We start from the raw sequence: 16,350 nt of genomic DNA on the forward strand, positions 1-16,350 counted from the left end.
ATAAAAGAAATGGAACCGCAATGGATACAGTCATTACAACGTTACGAAAAAATATAAACTATGTAAAAAACAGTTGCTTATTGCCATATTCCAATGGCCCTCTTGAGGGCACCATTGGAAAAATAAATAAATTGAAAAGAAATTCTTATGGATTTAGAAATCTTGACCATTTTATTAAGAGAATAAGATTGATTTGTGCATAAAAAAAGTACCCTCAATGAGGGTACTTAATAAGCTCAAAAATCATTCATCAATATGATTTGACAAAGAGCCAAAATAGTAAATCTACTTACTATCTACTTTTTAACTTGTGCTATTTTCAATACGATTCAGAAGAAAAATCACAATTAATATTAACTAATCTCTTTAATTTGCGTCTTCTACACTAATTAACGTGTAATTCTTCTTTCCTTTACGAGCCACAATATATTTACCATCAAAGCCATCTTTAGGGTCTATCATAGACTCTACATCAGTAACTCTTTCACCGTTTATAGTTATGGCTCCATTCGTTACATCTTCACGTGCCTGACGTTTTGAAGGCTCAATCTCAGTATTTACCAAGAGATCAACAATATTTGTCAAAAGATTGTTAGCATGTGCTGACGGAACCTTATCAAAAGCTTGTTTAATTTCTGATGCTGACAACTGTTTAATGTCACCACTGAATAAAACTTCAGAAATTTTTTCAGCTTCTTTCATTTCTTTTACTCCATGAACAAATGACGTTACCTCTTGAGCCAATCGTTTTTGAGCCTCCCTCTTTTCTGGTTCCCTTGTAACTTTTTCCTCCAAAGCATTGATTTCATCATGTGACAAGAACGTAAAGTACTTGAGATATTTAACGACGTCACGATCATCTTGATTAAACCAAAATTGATAGAATTCAAATGGAGAGGTCTTCTTAGGATCGAGCCATACAGCACCACCAGCAGTCTTACCAAATTTAGTACCATCAGCCTTAAGCATCAAAGGAATAGTCAGTCCGTAAGCTTCAGCTTTAGAATCTTTTTTATGAATTAAATCTACACCGTTAGCCAGATTGCCCCATTGGTCGGCACCACCAATTTGAAGCTGAATATCCTTTTCTTTAAGTAAATGATAGAAATCAATAGACTGCAAAATCTGATAACTGAATTCAGTAAATGAGATACCATTATCTAAACGACTAGCAACTGCTTCTTTAGATAGCATTGTATTTACATTAAATGATTTACCATAGTCTCTTAAAAAACTTAGCAAATCAATTTTACTTAACCAATCGTAATTATTAACAATATCAAAATTTTCTGTACCAAATAATTTAACCATTTGGCTAGTTAAAGCTTTTTCGTTATGTTCAACTTGACTAGTCGTTTGAAGTGATCTTTCAGTTTTTCTACCTGATGGATCACCTATAAAACCAGTACCTCCACCAATAAGGATATATGGATGATGTCCTGCAAGTTGAAACCTCTTTAACATAATAAATGGAATTAAGTGTCCAATATGAAGTGAATCACCGGTAGGATCAGTACCACAATAAAGAGAGACCTTTTTATTTTTTAATAATTTGCGAAGTCCTTCAAGATCAGTACACTGATTGATGGCTCCACGCCATTGAAAATCTTCTAAAATGTCCATAAATATCTTCTCCTTAAAAAACGCTTTAGCTTTATTAAACAACAATTAAATTAATTAATCAATTATTAGTCTTATTTTAATGTTCTCTTTTTATGTTCTAGTATAAATCCAACAAAAACAGTAAAAAAGGGAACCAACAATGGGAAGAATGAATATGGTATATATTGTATAGGACTAACTTGCAATGCTCCTTGAATAAATACTCCACTGACACTCCATGGGATAATAGAATTAACTGCTGCACCAGCATCATTAAGTGTCCTAGTTAATCTTGTTCTTGGCAAATTCATTTTATCAAATGAATCTTTAAAGCTTTCACCTGGCAAAATAACTGATAAATATTGTTCGCCAACTAAAAAATTTACACCAACACATGTAATAGCTGTCATTAAAACCAATTTTCCTGCAGTATTAATAAATTGTCCAAGCCCATCTATTAAGGATCCAATGATATGAAATTTAATCAATAATCCCCCTAATGACAACGCAAAGATAATCAAGGCCAAAGAACTCAACATACTATCAATTCCACCCTTTGATAATAAAACATTCATCGTCTTACTACCAGTTTTAGCTACATATCCATTCATTATATACTTAGCTAGGGTGTTTAATTTTATTGGACGATGTAACCAACCAATAATAACAGCAAAGAACGAACCAAAGGCTAGTGATGGCACTGCTGGAACCTTTAACCACGCAAGAACTAATAATAAAATGATAGGTAGAACTGTCCAAAATGAAATCCAGAACCCATTTTGGAGCTGTTGCGTCATAATGGTTATCTTCTCCAAGCTTACATCCTTATGGCCAAATCCAAGTAGTGTATATCCAATCAAAACCACACCCCAAACTGGCAAATCAGTCCAAATTAGACTTTTGATATGCTCATAAATATCTATTTCACCAACACCAGCAGCTAAATTCGTTGTCCCAGATAATGGAGAAACGTTTGCACCAAAGTATGCTCCTGAGATAATAGCGCCAGCAGTAATACCTGGATTTATTTTCAACGCTGATCCTATTCCAATAAAAGCAATGCCCATTGTTGATACTGTAGTAAACGAACTGCCACAAGTAATACCAACGAGTGAACAGACAATAAACACTGTAGGTAAAAAGTACTTAACTGATATTATTTTAAACCCAAAATACATGATTGTAGGGATGGTTCCCAAATAAATCCATGTTGCAATTAAAACACCAATTAAAAGAAAAATCATCAAGGGAATTACTCCAGGCTTAATTCCTTCTTCAATTGCTCCAACTACTTCATCCCAATTGAATCCTCTGATAATTCCATAAAGCATAAGAGAAACTACTGAAATCAGCAGAGGAACCTGGGGCGATTGACCCGAAAAGATAATTAAGTACCCCAGTATAATCAAAATTATAATAACAACAATTATACTTTCTAAAACGCCAACATTTGGTTTATGTCTTTCACTCTTTCTCAAATTAGTTACACCCCAATCTAATAAATAATTACATACTATTTATTTTCGTATGCTCGAGCATCCTTAAGCCACTGATCATTTTTGTGTGAATTAATAATTAATGGGATAATAGTCATTACAACAGTAATAACAACCATGGCAATTCCATTAGTAATTCCAGCGGTAGCTACTGTTACAATACCAATGGCAAAAATACCAAAAATAAACAATATCGTCCAAATCCAAGCAGCCACATTACCACTTTTACCAACACGGTATGGTCTCTTTGCATTTGGCTGTGTGTAACGTAATCTGATGAATGCTATTGCAATTAAGAAATAAAGAACACAATACAATAATGTCGTTGTATTTGTTAGCATTAGAAAAACACTATTAATATCTGGTAGAGCATACATTAAAGCAAATAGTGTAATACAAGTTGTTTGTGTCAAGATAACATTTCTTGCAACACCAATGTCATTGTGTTTAAAGAAGCCCCATTTTGATGGTACTAGCCCTTCACGTGCAACTTGAATCATTGATTGTGAAGGTCCTGTTACCCAACCCGACAGTTGAAGGAAGACACCAACGGCTGCCAATAAGCTAAACACATTAGCAATCCATAATGGCCAACCTAAAATTTTACAGAATAGAATAATTGGTTGTGTAATATTTGTTAATTCTGTCGAACCTTTTGGTACAACATCAGCAACAATGAAAGCATTTAACAAATTCAAAATAACCATTGCAACTAATGCAAAAATGACACCTTTAACGAAATCATTTGACTTTTTCATTCTTGGAACATAAACACCTAATGTTTCAATTCCTGTGAAGATGAATGAAATAGCAGCAACATACTTCAAAGTATCAACACTAGGAATTAATTTACCAGAAGAAAATGATCCTAAAACACTATTAACATCAATTCCTGTCTTGGCAAGTGCGGCAATTCCCATAATAATCATAACTGCAAATGGAATATAAACACCAAACCAAACACCAAAATTACCAGCAAATTTAGCCATATCAAATTTCAAATTTAATATTGTAATAATCCAGTAAATAACAATAATACATGCTAAGGTAAACCAGTGATTTTGTCCCAAAACTTGATTACCAATTGTATTACCCAACAATGGTCCAAGAGTGGAAGCAACCATAACCATACCTGGGAAAATTTGTACCCAAAGTAGCCATGCTGTGGTGAAGCCCCATTTTGACCCCAATCCAGTACGTACCCATAACTGAGGACCACCGGCATCTTGAAGCATCGATGAGAATTCTCCTGACATAATTGAAACAGGTAAAGCAAAGAAAATAACAGCAAAGATCAAATAGAAGAACATTTGCCAACTTGCGGCTGCCAATGTTGGAACACTACGGACTGTGGCAATCATAGCCATACCAATCCCGATAAATGTACCAAGGCTTATTTTATTATTTGAGCTCATTTTTATTTCAACTCCTAAACACGTAAAGCTCAGTAGCATCCCTACTCCTGAGTTTTACGAAAAGTTATAATATTAATACTTATTTAATAAACTGTTTATTGTTACTATTTCATTTGATTTAAAATCTTTGACAATTTTTCAGCCATAGCACTCTTAATTTTACCTGCATATTCAGCAAAATTATCTTTATCATATAGAAGTGGTGTCAATACACATGCACGTAAAATTCCAACAGCTTTTTCATTCTCCCAATCATCATGTGTAAAGCCCAGACTCTTTACATAAGCTTCAGGACTATCACCATAACCATCTTTTGCAAAATCAGTATGTGATGTAATAAAATCGTTATTATAAATAGGGCCCTTAACGAATGAGGCCTCTTGATAAAATGCAAGATTTAAGCTGTTCATCTTGGCAAAATCCTTATTGCCCTTAACATTAAATGTCCAATCAACCATGTTGAAGTCAGGCTTTGTTAATGGATTAACTTCAATCTTTTGTCCATTAATGTCAAAGCTCAAATCATTCAAAAAGTCATAATAACGGTTAGCTGCTTCAATTGAACGACCAATTAACTTACCATACCCTGAAACATTCAATGGCAAAACACGATGTGCAGTCCAAACAGCCGCTGCAGTTGCACCAGCCTTGGAACCTTCAAGAATATAAGCACCTAACATTGATGGTGCCTTTGAACGTTTATCAAATACGTATGTAGCAAAATATGAAATGATGTTGCGCATAGTAATATTACGAATTGCAATTCCACCAGCTGCATAAGGTACATAGCCCATCTTGTGAGGATCTACTGTTACCGTTTCAGCTTCTGAGATGGCCTTGAATGCATTATAGACATCTTTTGAAATGTATTCTTTATTTTCTTGGAAATCACCATACTTTTGATGAACTTCTTGTAACTTATCATATGGAATGAAATTCCCATCTTCATCTAAGAATAATGAACGTGCATAAGCTCCATAAGCAGCATCAACATGTAAATAGAAATATGTCCCTTGTTTCATCAATTTTTTACGTAATTCGACAACTTTATCGACAGGATCAACAGCACCCTCTTCAGTAGAACCAGCAACCGCTACAACACCAAGTATTGGAGTTTTTTCAGCAACTAATTTATTGATTGTCTTTTCAAGTTCATTTACGTCAAGTCTGTAATTGTCATCTACTGGAACAGGAACAACTTGATCCAAACCAATACCAACGACATCGGCAGCTTTCATCCAGCTATAGTGTTTAGTCTGTGGTACTAGCCACTTGCCTAGTTTAGAAAGATCCACTCCTCCACGAGCTGACTTTGCTTTGATGGCATCAATAGTTTTATCATCTTGACTATTAAGAATATCCATAATATCGTCCACAGACATATTGAGTAATTCCCAATCACTCTTGCCTTCTACTAATTCTGGCTTTACTTCCTTCATTGCTAATGGTAGACTTTTGACATTTCTTGCATACCATAAGCCTTCCATATTTGCCAATGAGCCATCGGCAACGATATGACCCCAACCATGATTGAAGTTAAATAACTTAGCAAAATCCTTACCTACTTCTTCTTCCATTTGAGAAGTACCTGGTGATGATTCATATGCAACATTATTACCATTCCATAACATCGCATATGTATATGCCAAAATTGAAGGCATTAACGTCTCAGAATTCATGTGTCCAAAATAACGAGGTGAGTGCCATGGAACAGAATTTGTACGTAAACGAACGGATAATTCATCTAAAACAGCATTCATTTTATTTACAGTTGATTTAAATGACTCAGAAGTTTTTTCATCTTCCGAGATTAATGGTTCATCTTGTGGCATATAATTCTTGCGCCATCCCATATGTTCATTAACCAACTTAATTAATGTTGTTTTGAATAAATCCGCATTTTCGGCTTTATCACCGATAAAAAGTGCATCAAGATTTAAATTATCATTATTATTACCGATATTGTCAGTCATACTAAAAACCTCCCATATTTATATTTGCCTGATCGACTAACCAAGATTTATCTTAGATCTTTTATAGAATATGTCAACGTTTTCATAAAGTGGGATAGTCCTTTTAAATGGATTTATATATATTTTCTAATTTTTCGACTTTCACATACTTTATTTTAAGTATTCTACAAATTTATTGATAAAAGCATTCAACAAGGTTATATTTTTTTGTGAATTCTAGTTAGTGACTATTAATTATGCACCCCGTTTTATAATTAAATTAATTTTTTATAATTTTAAATTATTATTTATATATTTTCCCTTAAATCGAGTAGGAGGTGACGATTAGTCACCGACCTCTCACACCACCGTACGTACGGTTCCGTATACGGCGGTTCATTAATTTAAGCATTTTGAATAGACTCGAGTTTCTTGGACATATTTATTAGTCCAAGGGACTCGAGTTTTCTATTCGTTAAAGTGTACAACAGGGTCTTACTATGGGCTGTTCGCCAGTAACCCTTACGGATATTGGCGAATATCCAAGCTTGATTCTTTGGCATACCAAGTTTCATTAGGTTTCTAATTCTAGTTTTAGTTTTCTTTCGATTGATGGTTAGTTTCAAGTCCTTCTCAAGAAATTTCGAAATACTTTCAAGAACTCGATATCCAGCTTGTTTACTTTTGACATAGATATTACAGTCATCGTCATAGCGAACAAACTTATGTCCACGGGACATAAGTAATTTATCGAGTTCATTTAAATAGATATTAGCTAGTAATGGAGAAAGGTTGCCACCTTGTGGCGTTCCTTTTTCGGACTTTTGAAATAGTTGTCCATCCATTACTCCACTAGTCAAGAATTTACGAATCATTCTCAATAACCATTCATCATCAATATACTGCTTGATGAATTTCATTAGTAAGTCATGATTGACTGTATCGAAGTATGATTTTAGGTCAAGGTCTATCACAACGTGATAGCCTTGATCATAAAATTCTGTGACACGTTTTATAGCATCATGAGCACTTCGATTTGGTCTAAATCCAAAACTATTATCAGAAAACACATTCTCAAACATAGGCGTCATTGCTTGCGCAATTGTCTGTTGTACCAGACGGTCAACGACTGTGGTACCCCTAACTTACGTTTTGACCCATCAGGTTTAGGTATTTCTACTCTTCTGACAGGTTTGGGCTTATAGGTAAGGTTGCTTAATGACTTTATCAATTGAGTTTTGTTCTCTTTGATATAGTCGAACAGTTCATAGACAGTCATTCCGTCTATTCCTTGAGCTCCCTTGTTCTTATAGACTCGTTTATAAGCTAGATTGAGATTGTCTCTATTCAAAACTAATTCTTTAAATGAAATGCCACTCTTATTCGTGCTCTCACCAGAGGCGGTACTACGCGCCTCTGATTTCCTTTGATTTTCCAAACCTATCATCCTCAGATGGTCAGCTTTTTGTTCTGTTTTCTGCGATTGTCGCACCGCTTCCACCTCCAGTATCGAAAAAAGTTATTAATGTTCGGTCCTTCGTCGCAATCGACTACTATGATCTCGGCTGACTTCTGTATCATTCAGCCAAACACCGCTGCTTGGTTTGTTCGTAGGATACATTCCGTTTCCTTGCCAAACATATGATACAGACCTCCCCGGGTAAGAACGCCAACTTTCATACCATGTAGCTGCCAACTTTACTAGAAATATTTTCGAGTAGTTTGGGGCTTTACCTTGTTAAGCAGGCTTATCCAATATTTCCAGCCTTATAGTCGATTTTTGTTCATCAGCTCAGTATTTTGCTTTAAACTTCCTTCAGATTCCACCTCACGGTGGACACCCTTGTCTTCGACTAGTAATTCCGACTATTACGGTTCACAGTGGACTTTCACCAACAAGTTAACGCCCATGCCGAGCGCACTTAAAACAAAAAGAGCATTCACAATTGTGAATGCTCTTTTTGTTGAACTCCTTATCTTTAAAAGTAATTAAACAAATCTTATATATTAATAAAAAATACATTGAAACTATAATGGATAAATTCAACATAACACTTGTCCATCTATACCAAAAATACAAAGTCTTCTAAAACATGTGCCCGTTTTCATAAATCAACAACTGTTTGCTCAAAGCTATAAATACTATATCCTTCACTATTATATACAACGACAAAAATGATTATTCGTTCAATAACACCTTGGCCGTATTTTCATCCATTATAAAAACGTTAGCACATCTCAACTTTAATGCCGCTTTTATTGATTCAATTTTCTTTTCACTATCAGGTACTAATATAGAATATTCTTTTTTACGAAGATCATTTAATGATATTCCCATGGTTCTTTAGTTAATGTTTTCATTCGCAATTTTGCCCTCAGAGTTAATGAATCTGGAACATATATCACCAGAGTTTGGAATTTCACCGTGTAATTCATAATGATCATCCAGTCCTGGTGTGCCATTAGCCAATAATCCTGATGAAAATTGGAAGCATTCATAAGTATCCACAATTTCTTTTCCGGGAGGCGGCTGAGAAAACATATCCTGCATTTTTAAAGAGATTTTATCAAATATAGCATCCCAAATAATCATTCTCATATATGGTATAAAGTAAGATGTTCACGTGAATTCTCAACTATAAACCCTTCAACACCTGATGGATATGTATAAGATTTTATCTTAAAATCTTTATTTTTTATAAGGCAGATTGCACTAAATAACCCCTTTAGAAATCATTTTGTACAAAGACATTGGTAAATTACTCAATGTGAAAATTGTTTTAAATTATGTAATTAAAATATCATTAAAACTAACTACATCCGCCTACATCGGAAATAAGCATGATAATAAAACAACGTGGAAAATCGGATTCTTATTTAAATATTCATCATCAGTTGGCTCTGCATCCAACTTAAATAAATGAATTTTTTCTTTTATTCATCATTATATTTGGACTATTCACCTATTAAATCCTCCGTTTTGCCAATTATCTTCCATTAACGATTTTAATGCTGGCACTTGTTCCTAATCTTGTAGCACCCGCATTAATCATAGCTTCTGCTTCCTCTTTTGAATGAATGCCACCAGAAGCCTTAACACCAATTTTATTTCCAACAGTTTCTTTAAGTAATTTGACATCTTCAACCTTTGCTCCTGAAGTTGAAAATCCTGTTGAGGTCTTTACAAAATCAGCATTTGCCTTCATAACCAATTCGGCAGCTGTTACTTTTTCATCATCCGTTAATAATGCAGTTTCAATAATGACTTTAACAATTTTATTTTCCGCATGTCCTGCATTAACTACTGATTTAATATCAGATTCAACTGCATCTAAATCGTTACCCTTAAGTTCACCAATATTCAGTACCATATCAATTTCATCAGCACCGTCAAGTAGTGCTTTTCTAGTTTCTGCAACTTTTATTTCAGTGGTATTTGCCCCTAAAGGAAATCCAATAACTGTTGCTGTTTGGATATCTGTACCTAACAGTTCATCATGAGTATGCTTTACCCAGTAAGGATTAATCATCACTGATGCAAAATCATTTTCTTTAGCTTCCTTAATTACATGATCAACCTCTTTCTTGGTTGCTTCTGGTGATAGTAACGTATGATCAATATATTTATTAAGCCTCATTTTTAGAAACCCCTTTCACAGATTTATAAATTAACCATATCAATTTTTTAGTATTTGTAAATAGATATATAGAAATTATGTTCATAAAATATTTATAATTATTAATAAAATCGAATAAATAGTAGTAAACAATATAATCCTTATTGAAACAAAATTTTAAATGATATTTTTATTATTAACATATAAAACAATCCATTTTACGTTCCTGTAACTGTCAACAAGAAACAACTTACTCCCTCCTAACAAAGGATAAATATTTTTTTATAATTAAGAGATTCTATTTTCCTTTCCATTTTCTAACTTTTTAGTAACTTGTTTAACAAACATAATTTAATTATAATCAAGTTGTATGGGTTATCTTTTTTATAAATATTAGTATTGTCGAGGGCTAAGAATGATTTCAAAATATATAAATAAGATTTATAAAATAATTTCCTATGTTATAAGTATTCTACTTACCATACCAATAACCTTAATAATGTGTGACTGGATCGAGCGTACATATTATGACAACATAATTATCGTTAATCGTATTATTCTAGATCAAGCGTGGTCTTTATTAGTTACATTATTATTATTAGGACTGGGACTGGATATATCTGTAGCTATCGCTGGAATTATATATAATTTCCTAACCAAATATTAATCAAAGTTCTATTAGATAAAGAAGGTTTTATAAAATTTAAAATCGATATTTTTATTTATTGCAACTACAAACTTGACATTGTATTACTAATTGGATTATCTTCTTGCATTACTTAATTGACTTAATATTCTTAACAATATCTTTCAAAACAATAAAGACTTCTCCTTGCACAAAATCTACCATTGTAATATTTTAAGGATACCAAATATTTTCCAAGGGAGCGTTAAAATTGGCTGAAAAGAATCCTTACTGTCACGAGGGTATGACATGTGCTGCTGGCTGTCGTTGTGCAAGTTCAGATGGCATTTGTCACTGTAAAATGATTGACGATAAAAAATGTGCCTGCAATAGTCACTGTATTAGAAAAATTCCGGCTGCTATATAAGAAAAGATACTTCAGATTTTTTAAGATCTGAAGTGTCTTTTTATTTTCCATATGTTTGATGAAAATCAACTGCTGCACCCAATAAATTCGATTCATTGGTATATTTGCATAAAACAACTTTTGGACTAAATGGTGCTATTTCAACTGTTTTGCGAATTTTTTCAATTTCGTTTTTAACGCCTGGTAATAAATCAGGATTATTGGAAACGGCTCCACCTAAGACGATTAGCTCGGGATCAAAACTATATTGTAGGTTGTAAATCCCCTTAGCCAAAGCATGATACATAATTTGAACTTCTTTTTGAGCTAACTTATCGCCCTTCTTAGCTAAATCGAAGACTTCTTTTCCTGTGTAATTAGTGTCCGATTGCTCATTATATCTGTTTGCGACGCCGACTGATGTTCCCAATTCACTTAAAGTCTTATCCTCGCTATTTAAGGTGAATCCGAACTCGCCACCGAAAAGATGTGCACCATGAATAATCTTTCGATTAACAATAAATGAACCGCCAACACCGGTGCCGATAATCAAAAATAATAGATTATTGACATTTTTTCCTGCTCCATATTTAACTTCTGCTAAAGCTGCACAATTTGCATCGTTTTCCATGCTTACTGGCAAGTCGAATCTCTTGCTTAATTCAGGTTGAATTTTGAAGTTGTGAATATAAGAAATTGCTGAAATTCCTTCAACAATGCCTGTTTTTTTATTAACGGCACCAGGTGAACTGATTCCTACACCAGCAATTGGATAATTATTTTTCATTTCATTAACTTTAGTTGTCAATTCTTTGTAAAAATCTTCCAAATTTTCGGGTGTTTTAATTGAGTCCATCCGCTTCAATTCTTCATTAACCAATACACCAAATTTGATTGATGTTCCACCAATATCAATCAGTCCCAAATCTTCCATAATTAACTTATCTCCATTTCTAAACTCTCATATTAATTATGGTAACGTTTTCAGCAAATGTGTGCAACTTTTTTCATTTAAATATGTTATAATTAACATATGTTAAACACAACATATGTAAAGAAGGGATAATTTGCCAAATCCAAAACCAATCAACGAACAACTTTTGAATGAATCGCAAAAAATTCTCAAAATGTTGAGCAACCCAACTCGGTTGCAAATGCTATATATCTTAGAACAGCAAGAGTTGAATGTTACGGAAATCGTTAACTTATTAGGACTGGAACAATCGGTCGTGTCACACCAATTAGCCTTGTTACGTCAATATCAATTGGTCAGTGCTAAGCGAGTTGGCAAATCAAATTATTATCAACTGGACGATCCACATATTTTTGATGTTATCAATGAAACGCTTGAACACGCGGATCACGTTATGAGGGGTAAAAAACATGGTGAATAGCCAAAATATTGATTTACTTAAAAAGAGTTTACACACGGAATACTTTTCCACAGCTTGGATGGCTTTTGAATTTATTGTCGGTTTTTATTCGGGGATTAAAGCTGGATCGATTCTTTTAATTGCCTTTGGATTGGATAGCTTTTTGGAAATCATCTCTGGCAGTACTTTGATTTGGCGTTTGAAAAAAGAATTCAACGGAGCTGATAGTTCCGAAATCGTTAAAGCTGAAAAGAAATCATCCTTAATAGTCGGTTCAGTTTTACTATTGCTTTGCGTCTACGTCATCGGCGTTTCGCTCTTCAATCTCTTCACGCACCAAGCATCTGAATCCAGTTTCTCTGGAATCGCCATTGCTATTGCATCAGTCATCTTAATGCCAATCCTAACTTTGAAAAAAAGAAAATTGGGAAAAGCTATTCATTCTGATGCTTTGATTGAAGATGGCATGTGCAATATTACTTGTGCATACATGGCGGGAACGGTTCTCGTCGGTGCCATTCTGACTGCCCTTTTCGGTCTTTGGTGGGTCGACTCAATCGCTGCCTTAGTGCTAGTTTATTTCATAGCTAGCGAAGGATTGGAATCTTTTCAAAACGGAATACGAAAGTAACTTGCTTGAATTAAGCCAAAATACCAATAATAAGGTTAATAATTAAGTTTCCTTAATAAAGGCGCCACCTTTTAGATTATTTGGTACTCTTAGGTCGTAGGAATTAGTTGTTTTTATAAAAAAAGAGCCATACACAACGTGTACGGCTCTTTTCATATCTAATTAAACGGTCTTAGACAAGACCCAATCTTTAACATCCCCATGACTCAAGTTAACCTTTTTAACTGAGCGCACGGCAAAATTATTCTTTTTATAAAATTTAACGTTCTTTTGTGTGTTGGTCTCCAAAATAATATTTCGGTAACCAATTTTTTTAACATAAGGGCTAATGTGGTTGTTCAGCATTTTACTACCAATACCTTGACCGCGTAATTTTTTATCCACAGCTAGGTACTCAACTGCGCATTTTTTCTTACCCTTAACTAAATCGAATAGGTCTTCAAATTTAAAGATATCGAGTGCATTGAAGCCACTAAATCCACTCATAAAAATCATTGAAAGTAATTTTAGACCATCCATTGAAAAATAATCCCAACTACTAATTTGACTGCCTTGATTAAAATCAATTAGAGCAACTGCTCGAGGTTTTCCCTTTCCGTCAGCTCCTACGTAAACCAAACCTTTTTTCATAAAGACATTAACTTCAAGTTCAAAGTATTTTCTCATTAACTTATCAAACTTGGCACTGGAACGAAATTTTGATGGAAACATATTCTTTATTGTAATGTATTCTTTAAATGATTCTACTAGTAAATTTATTATCTGGGGTTTTTCACTGTTTAGCCCACTTCTAAAATCCAAAAATATGACCTCCTTATGTAGCCATGTTTCTATGATATACGCAAAATGACTAATTGTCTATTATTGGAATTTGTTTATATACCAAAAGTGATTTTTACTATAAAATTATAACAAAAAAATTGAATTAAATTATTAGACAACAATATAAATTCATAGTATGCTTACTTGTAATGTGATTACAAGTTCGTCACAAGCCGATATTGGGTATCTTTACCCTTTATCGGTTTTATTATTCTCAAATTATCTACCAGCAGAATAATTTTGAACTATTTTATTTTATGAGGAGGGGAATTTATGGGGAAGAACAAAAGATCCATTTACATTCTTGTTTTTAGCAACTTTTTAATTTGTTTAGGTATCGGACTAGTCATTCCGGTAACACCTTTCATTAAAAATGAGTATAATTTTACAACGTCACAAATGGGGGTCATGACTTCACTTTTTGCTTTTGCGCAATTCGTAGCCTCACCAATCGTCGGCAAAATGTCTGATAAAGTTGGCCGCAAGCCAGTAATTGTTTTCGGATTATTCACTTACATGATTTCTGAATTTATCTTTGCTCTGGCAACAACGCTTCCTATCTTTAATCTTTCTCGTATTATTGGTGGTTTGTCAGCTGCTATGGTCATCCCTACTTCTATGGCTTTAGGTTCAGATTTAACTACAATGAAGGATCGTGCGAAGGTCATTGGCTGGTTGTCAGCTGCTTTTAGTGGTGGCTTGATTTTAGGACCTGGTCTTGGTGGAATCCTTGCTGGGATTACTTATAAAACTCCTTTCTGGGTCGCCGGTGTTTTGAGTATCACCAGTGCTATCTTCACTTACATCTTCCTAAAAGAAGACAAAGAAGTTCTTGAAGTTGAAGAAATGGAAGCCGAGAAAAAGACTCAACAAAAAGGTTCAATCAGATCCATCTTAACTTTGCCAATGGTGATGCTTTTTGGAATGATTTTAGTATCCTCATTTGGTTTACAAGGATTTGAAAGTATCTATAGTATTTATGTTAACCAAGTCTTCGATTTTGGTCTAAGTACTATCGCTTTAGTTTTAACTTTAAATGGAATTATCTCATTGATTCTGCAAGTAGCTGCTTTCAATTGGATTATCAATAAAATCGGTGAAATGCGTTTAATCAGTATTGCTTTTCTATTAAGTGCTTTATGCGTTTTCTGGATTACTCAAGCACATACGCACATTGAAGTAATTGTCGCAACTTTGGTCATCTTTTCATCATTTGATCTCTTGAGACCAGCTATTACTACGTTATTAACTAAATCAAGTCGTTCAAATCAAGGCCTAATTAATGGTATGAACATGTCTTTGACCAGTGTTGGTAATGTCATTGGCCCATTGATGTCAGGTGCTTTGATGGATTGGAACACGCACTATCCATACTTAGTGGTAACCTTCATCTTAGCAGCATCATATTTATTAACATTTATTGTCAGAAAATTTCCAATCGTTCAGGCAGAATAAAAGACAGGCAAATTTGTCTGTCTTTTATTTTGTCCAAATCATATCCAATTCCTTTTCTTCATTTGCGGTATCAGTTTTTTGAGCCACTACTTTAAAATCATTATTTTGATAGAATTTCTTAGCAAAATCGTTTTTTTCATAAACGGTCAATTGTAATTTTGTATGATTCTGCTTTAAAAAGTCGAGTAATTTCTTGCCAATTCCTTGTTGCTGAAATTCTTTTTGCACAAAAATACCAGCAATATAATTCCCTTGCATTCCGACAAAACCTTTCAAAGTATCATCGATAAAAACATAAATTTCCGATTGTTGAAATTGCTTTTTTACTTCGTCTACATTATCGATCCAATAATTAGGATTAATAAAATTATGTCCTTCTAAATTGCCTTGTAGCCAAATATCAGCAATTTTATCAACTTCATCTGTTTTCATTCTTCTAATCATCTTCATTTGCCACCTATCTTTTAATTTGCTAGAATAAATTTATTAATCAACACCGCCGGGTGTCACTACAACTAGTACTCTTATCAATTCCGTTAGGCCATAGAAGGAATTGATAGGGGTACTTATTTTTTTGGAGGAATTAATATGAATTGGATCTATTTAATCATCGCGGGACTCTTTGAAACTGTGTGGGCAACCACGATGAAATTAAGTCACGGCTTCACTAAAATAAGTTTTACAATCTACACCATAGTGGGACTTTTTTTCAGCATGTTTTTCTTAGCAATTGCCATTAAAAAATTACCTATGAGTTTAGCCTACCCCATCTGGACTGGTATCGGTGCTGTCGGTTCTATTATAGTCGGAGTAATTTTGTTTGGAGACAAACTTTCACCTTTAACTTGGTGTTTTGTCGCCTTATTATTAATTAGTATTATTGGTATCAAATTCACATCTGGAAACTAATATCCAATCGTAAATAAGTGACAACGCTTTCATTTTACGTTATTCTT

The 16,350-nt window shown here is 33.8% G+C and carries 15 protein-coding genes and 1 pseudogene; 5 read left to right on the forward strand and 11 right to left on the reverse strand.

The annotated features are described in order from the left end of the window. On the forward strand, positions 1–203 hold a 203-nt coding region (locus FHL05_RS09420; RefSeq protein ID WP_162000272.1), incomplete at its 5' end, for a transposase. Between the two features lie 163 nt (positions 204–366). Here FHL05_RS09420 and tyrS read toward each other — a convergent pair. The 9 genes and pseudogenes from tyrS to FHL05_RS09465 form a co-directional block, all read right to left on the reverse strand. Next, positions 367–1,623 carry a tyrosine--tRNA ligase gene (tyrS, locus tag FHL05_RS09425; protein WP_153522534.1) on the reverse strand — a complete coding sequence of 419 codons (1,257 nt, stop codon included), beginning with the start codon at positions 1,621–1,623 and terminating at the stop codon, positions 367–369. 71 nt (positions 1,624–1,694) lie between these two features. Continuing rightward, on the reverse strand, positions 1,695–3,080 hold the full coding sequence (gene nhaC, locus FHL05_RS09430; protein WP_153386279.1) for a Na+/H+ antiporter NhaC: 1,386 nt from the start codon (positions 3,078–3,080) through the stop codon (positions 1,695–1,697). A 35-nt stretch (positions 3,081–3,115) separates the two neighbouring features. Then, complete coding sequence (locus FHL05_RS09435; RefSeq protein WP_153386277.1) at positions 3,116–4,513, reverse strand: amino acid permease; 1,398 nt, start codon at positions 4,511–4,513, stop codon at positions 3,116–3,118. A 104-nt stretch (positions 4,514–4,617) separates the two neighbouring features. Continuing rightward, positions 4,618–6,486, reverse strand: a complete 1,869-nt coding sequence (tdc, locus tag FHL05_RS09440; protein ID WP_153386275.1) for a tyrosine decarboxylase — start codon at positions 6,484–6,486, stop codon at positions 4,618–4,620. Between the two features lie 383 nt (positions 6,487–6,869). Continuing rightward, a pseudogene (gene ltrA, locus FHL05_RS09445) lies at positions 6,870–7,957 on the reverse strand (group II intron reverse transcriptase/maturase). Between the two features lie 687 nt (positions 7,958–8,644). Beyond that, positions 8,645–8,803 carry a sugar-binding domain-containing protein gene (locus tag FHL05_RS12855; protein WP_153386543.1) on the reverse strand — a complete coding sequence of 53 codons (159 nt, stop codon included), beginning with the start codon at positions 8,801–8,803 and terminating at the stop codon, positions 8,645–8,647. Between the two features lie 6 nt (positions 8,804–8,809). Beyond that, positions 8,810–9,058, reverse strand: a complete 249-nt coding sequence (locus FHL05_RS09455; protein WP_153386545.1) for an aldose epimerase family protein — start codon at positions 9,056–9,058, stop codon at positions 8,810–8,812. A 394-nt stretch (positions 9,059–9,452) separates the two neighbouring features. After that, positions 9,453–10,103 (reverse strand): deoxyribose-phosphate aldolase, encoded by a 651-nt coding sequence (gene deoC / locus FHL05_RS09460; protein WP_153386546.1) that lies wholly within the window; start codon positions 10,101–10,103, stop codon positions 9,453–9,455. A gap of 1,071 nt (positions 10,104–11,174) precedes the next feature. Then, positions 11,175–12,047, reverse strand: coding sequence for an ROK family protein (locus tag FHL05_RS09465; protein WP_153522536.1), 873 nt, complete (start codon positions 12,045–12,047; stop codon positions 11,175–11,177). Positions 12,048–12,180: 133 nt separating this feature from the next. Here FHL05_RS09465 and FHL05_RS09470 point away from each other — a divergent pair, with 133 nt between their 5' ends. After that, positions 12,181–12,507 (forward strand): ArsR/SmtB family transcription factor, encoded by a 327-nt coding sequence (locus tag FHL05_RS09470; RefSeq protein WP_274596050.1) that lies wholly within the window; start codon positions 12,181–12,183, stop codon positions 12,505–12,507. Beyond that, positions 12,497–13,117, forward strand: a complete 621-nt coding sequence (locus FHL05_RS09475) for a cation efflux transmembrane domain-containing protein (protein ID WP_153522538.1) — start codon at positions 12,497–12,499, stop codon at positions 13,115–13,117. Before FHL05_RS09470 ends, FHL05_RS09475 begins: the two co-directional genes overlap by 11 nt. 162 nt (positions 13,118–13,279) lie before the next feature. On the opposite strand, the gene FHL05_RS09480 is transcribed toward FHL05_RS09475, so the two are convergent. Next, positions 13,280–13,918, reverse strand: coding sequence for a GNAT family N-acetyltransferase (locus FHL05_RS09480; protein WP_153386551.1), 639 nt, complete (start codon positions 13,916–13,918; stop codon positions 13,280–13,282). Positions 13,919–14,212: 294 nt separating this feature from the next. Here FHL05_RS09480 and FHL05_RS09485 point away from each other — a divergent pair, with 294 nt between their 5' ends. Further along, complete coding sequence (locus tag FHL05_RS09485) at positions 14,213–15,394, forward strand: MFS transporter (RefSeq protein WP_153386553.1); 1,182 nt, start codon at positions 14,213–14,215, stop codon at positions 15,392–15,394. Positions 15,395–15,418: 24 nt separating this feature from the next. Here FHL05_RS09485 and FHL05_RS09490 read toward each other — a convergent pair whose 3' ends face one another. Next, positions 15,419–15,838, reverse strand: coding sequence for a GNAT family N-acetyltransferase (locus FHL05_RS09490; RefSeq protein ID WP_153386555.1), 420 nt, complete (start codon positions 15,836–15,838; stop codon positions 15,419–15,421). A 144-nt stretch (positions 15,839–15,982) separates the two neighbouring features. Here FHL05_RS09490 and FHL05_RS09495 point away from each other — a divergent pair, with 144 nt between their 5' ends. Beyond that, positions 15,983–16,303, forward strand: coding sequence for a DMT family transporter (locus FHL05_RS09495; protein ID WP_153386557.1), 321 nt, complete (start codon positions 15,983–15,985; stop codon positions 16,301–16,303). The last annotated feature ends 47 nt before the right edge of the window (positions 16,304–16,350 follow it).

This window comes from Companilactobacillus halodurans (assembly GCF_009600995.1).
In the GTDB taxonomy this organism is placed as follows: Bacteria; Bacillota; Bacilli; order Lactobacillales; family Lactobacillaceae; genus Companilactobacillus; species Companilactobacillus halodurans.

Bases quoted from the DNA above. Each gene is read 5' to 3' on its own strand.
- tyrS (WP_153522534.1), bottom strand. From the start codon at position 1,623: ATGGACATTTTAGAAGATTTTCAATGGCGTGGAGCCATCAATCAGTGT.
- FHL05_RS09435 (WP_153386277.1), bottom strand. From the start codon at position 4,513: ATGAGCTCAAATAATAAAATAAGCCTTGGTACATTTATCGGGATTGGT.
- tdc (WP_153386275.1), bottom strand. From the start codon at position 6,486: ATGACTGACAATATCGGTAATAATAATGATAATTTAAATCTTGATGCA.
- FHL05_RS12855 (WP_153386543.1), bottom strand. From the start codon at position 8,803: ATGGGAATATCATTAAATGATCTTCGTAAAAAAGAATATTCTATATTA.
- FHL05_RS09455 (WP_153386545.1), bottom strand. From the start codon at position 9,058: ATGATTATTTGGGATGCTATATTTGATAAAATCTCTTTAAAAATGCAG.
- deoC (WP_153386546.1), bottom strand. From the start codon at position 10,103: ATGAGGCTTAATAAATATATTGATCATACGTTACTATCACCAGAAGCA.
- FHL05_RS09465 (WP_153522536.1), bottom strand. From the start codon at position 12,047: ATGGAAGATTTGGGACTGATTGATATTGGTGGAACATCAATCAAATTT.
- FHL05_RS09475 (WP_153522538.1), top strand. From the start codon at position 12,497: ATGGTGAATAGCCAAAATATTGATTTACTTAAAAAGAGTTTACACACG.
- FHL05_RS09485 (WP_153386553.1), top strand. From the start codon at position 14,213: ATGGGGAAGAACAAAAGATCCATTTACATTCTTGTTTTTAGCAACTTT.
- FHL05_RS09490 (WP_153386555.1), bottom strand. From the start codon at position 15,838: ATGATTAGAAGAATGAAAACAGATGAAGTTGATAAAATTGCTGATATT.
- FHL05_RS09495 (WP_153386557.1), top strand. From the start codon at position 15,983: ATGAATTGGATCTATTTAATCATCGCGGGACTCTTTGAAACTGTGTGG.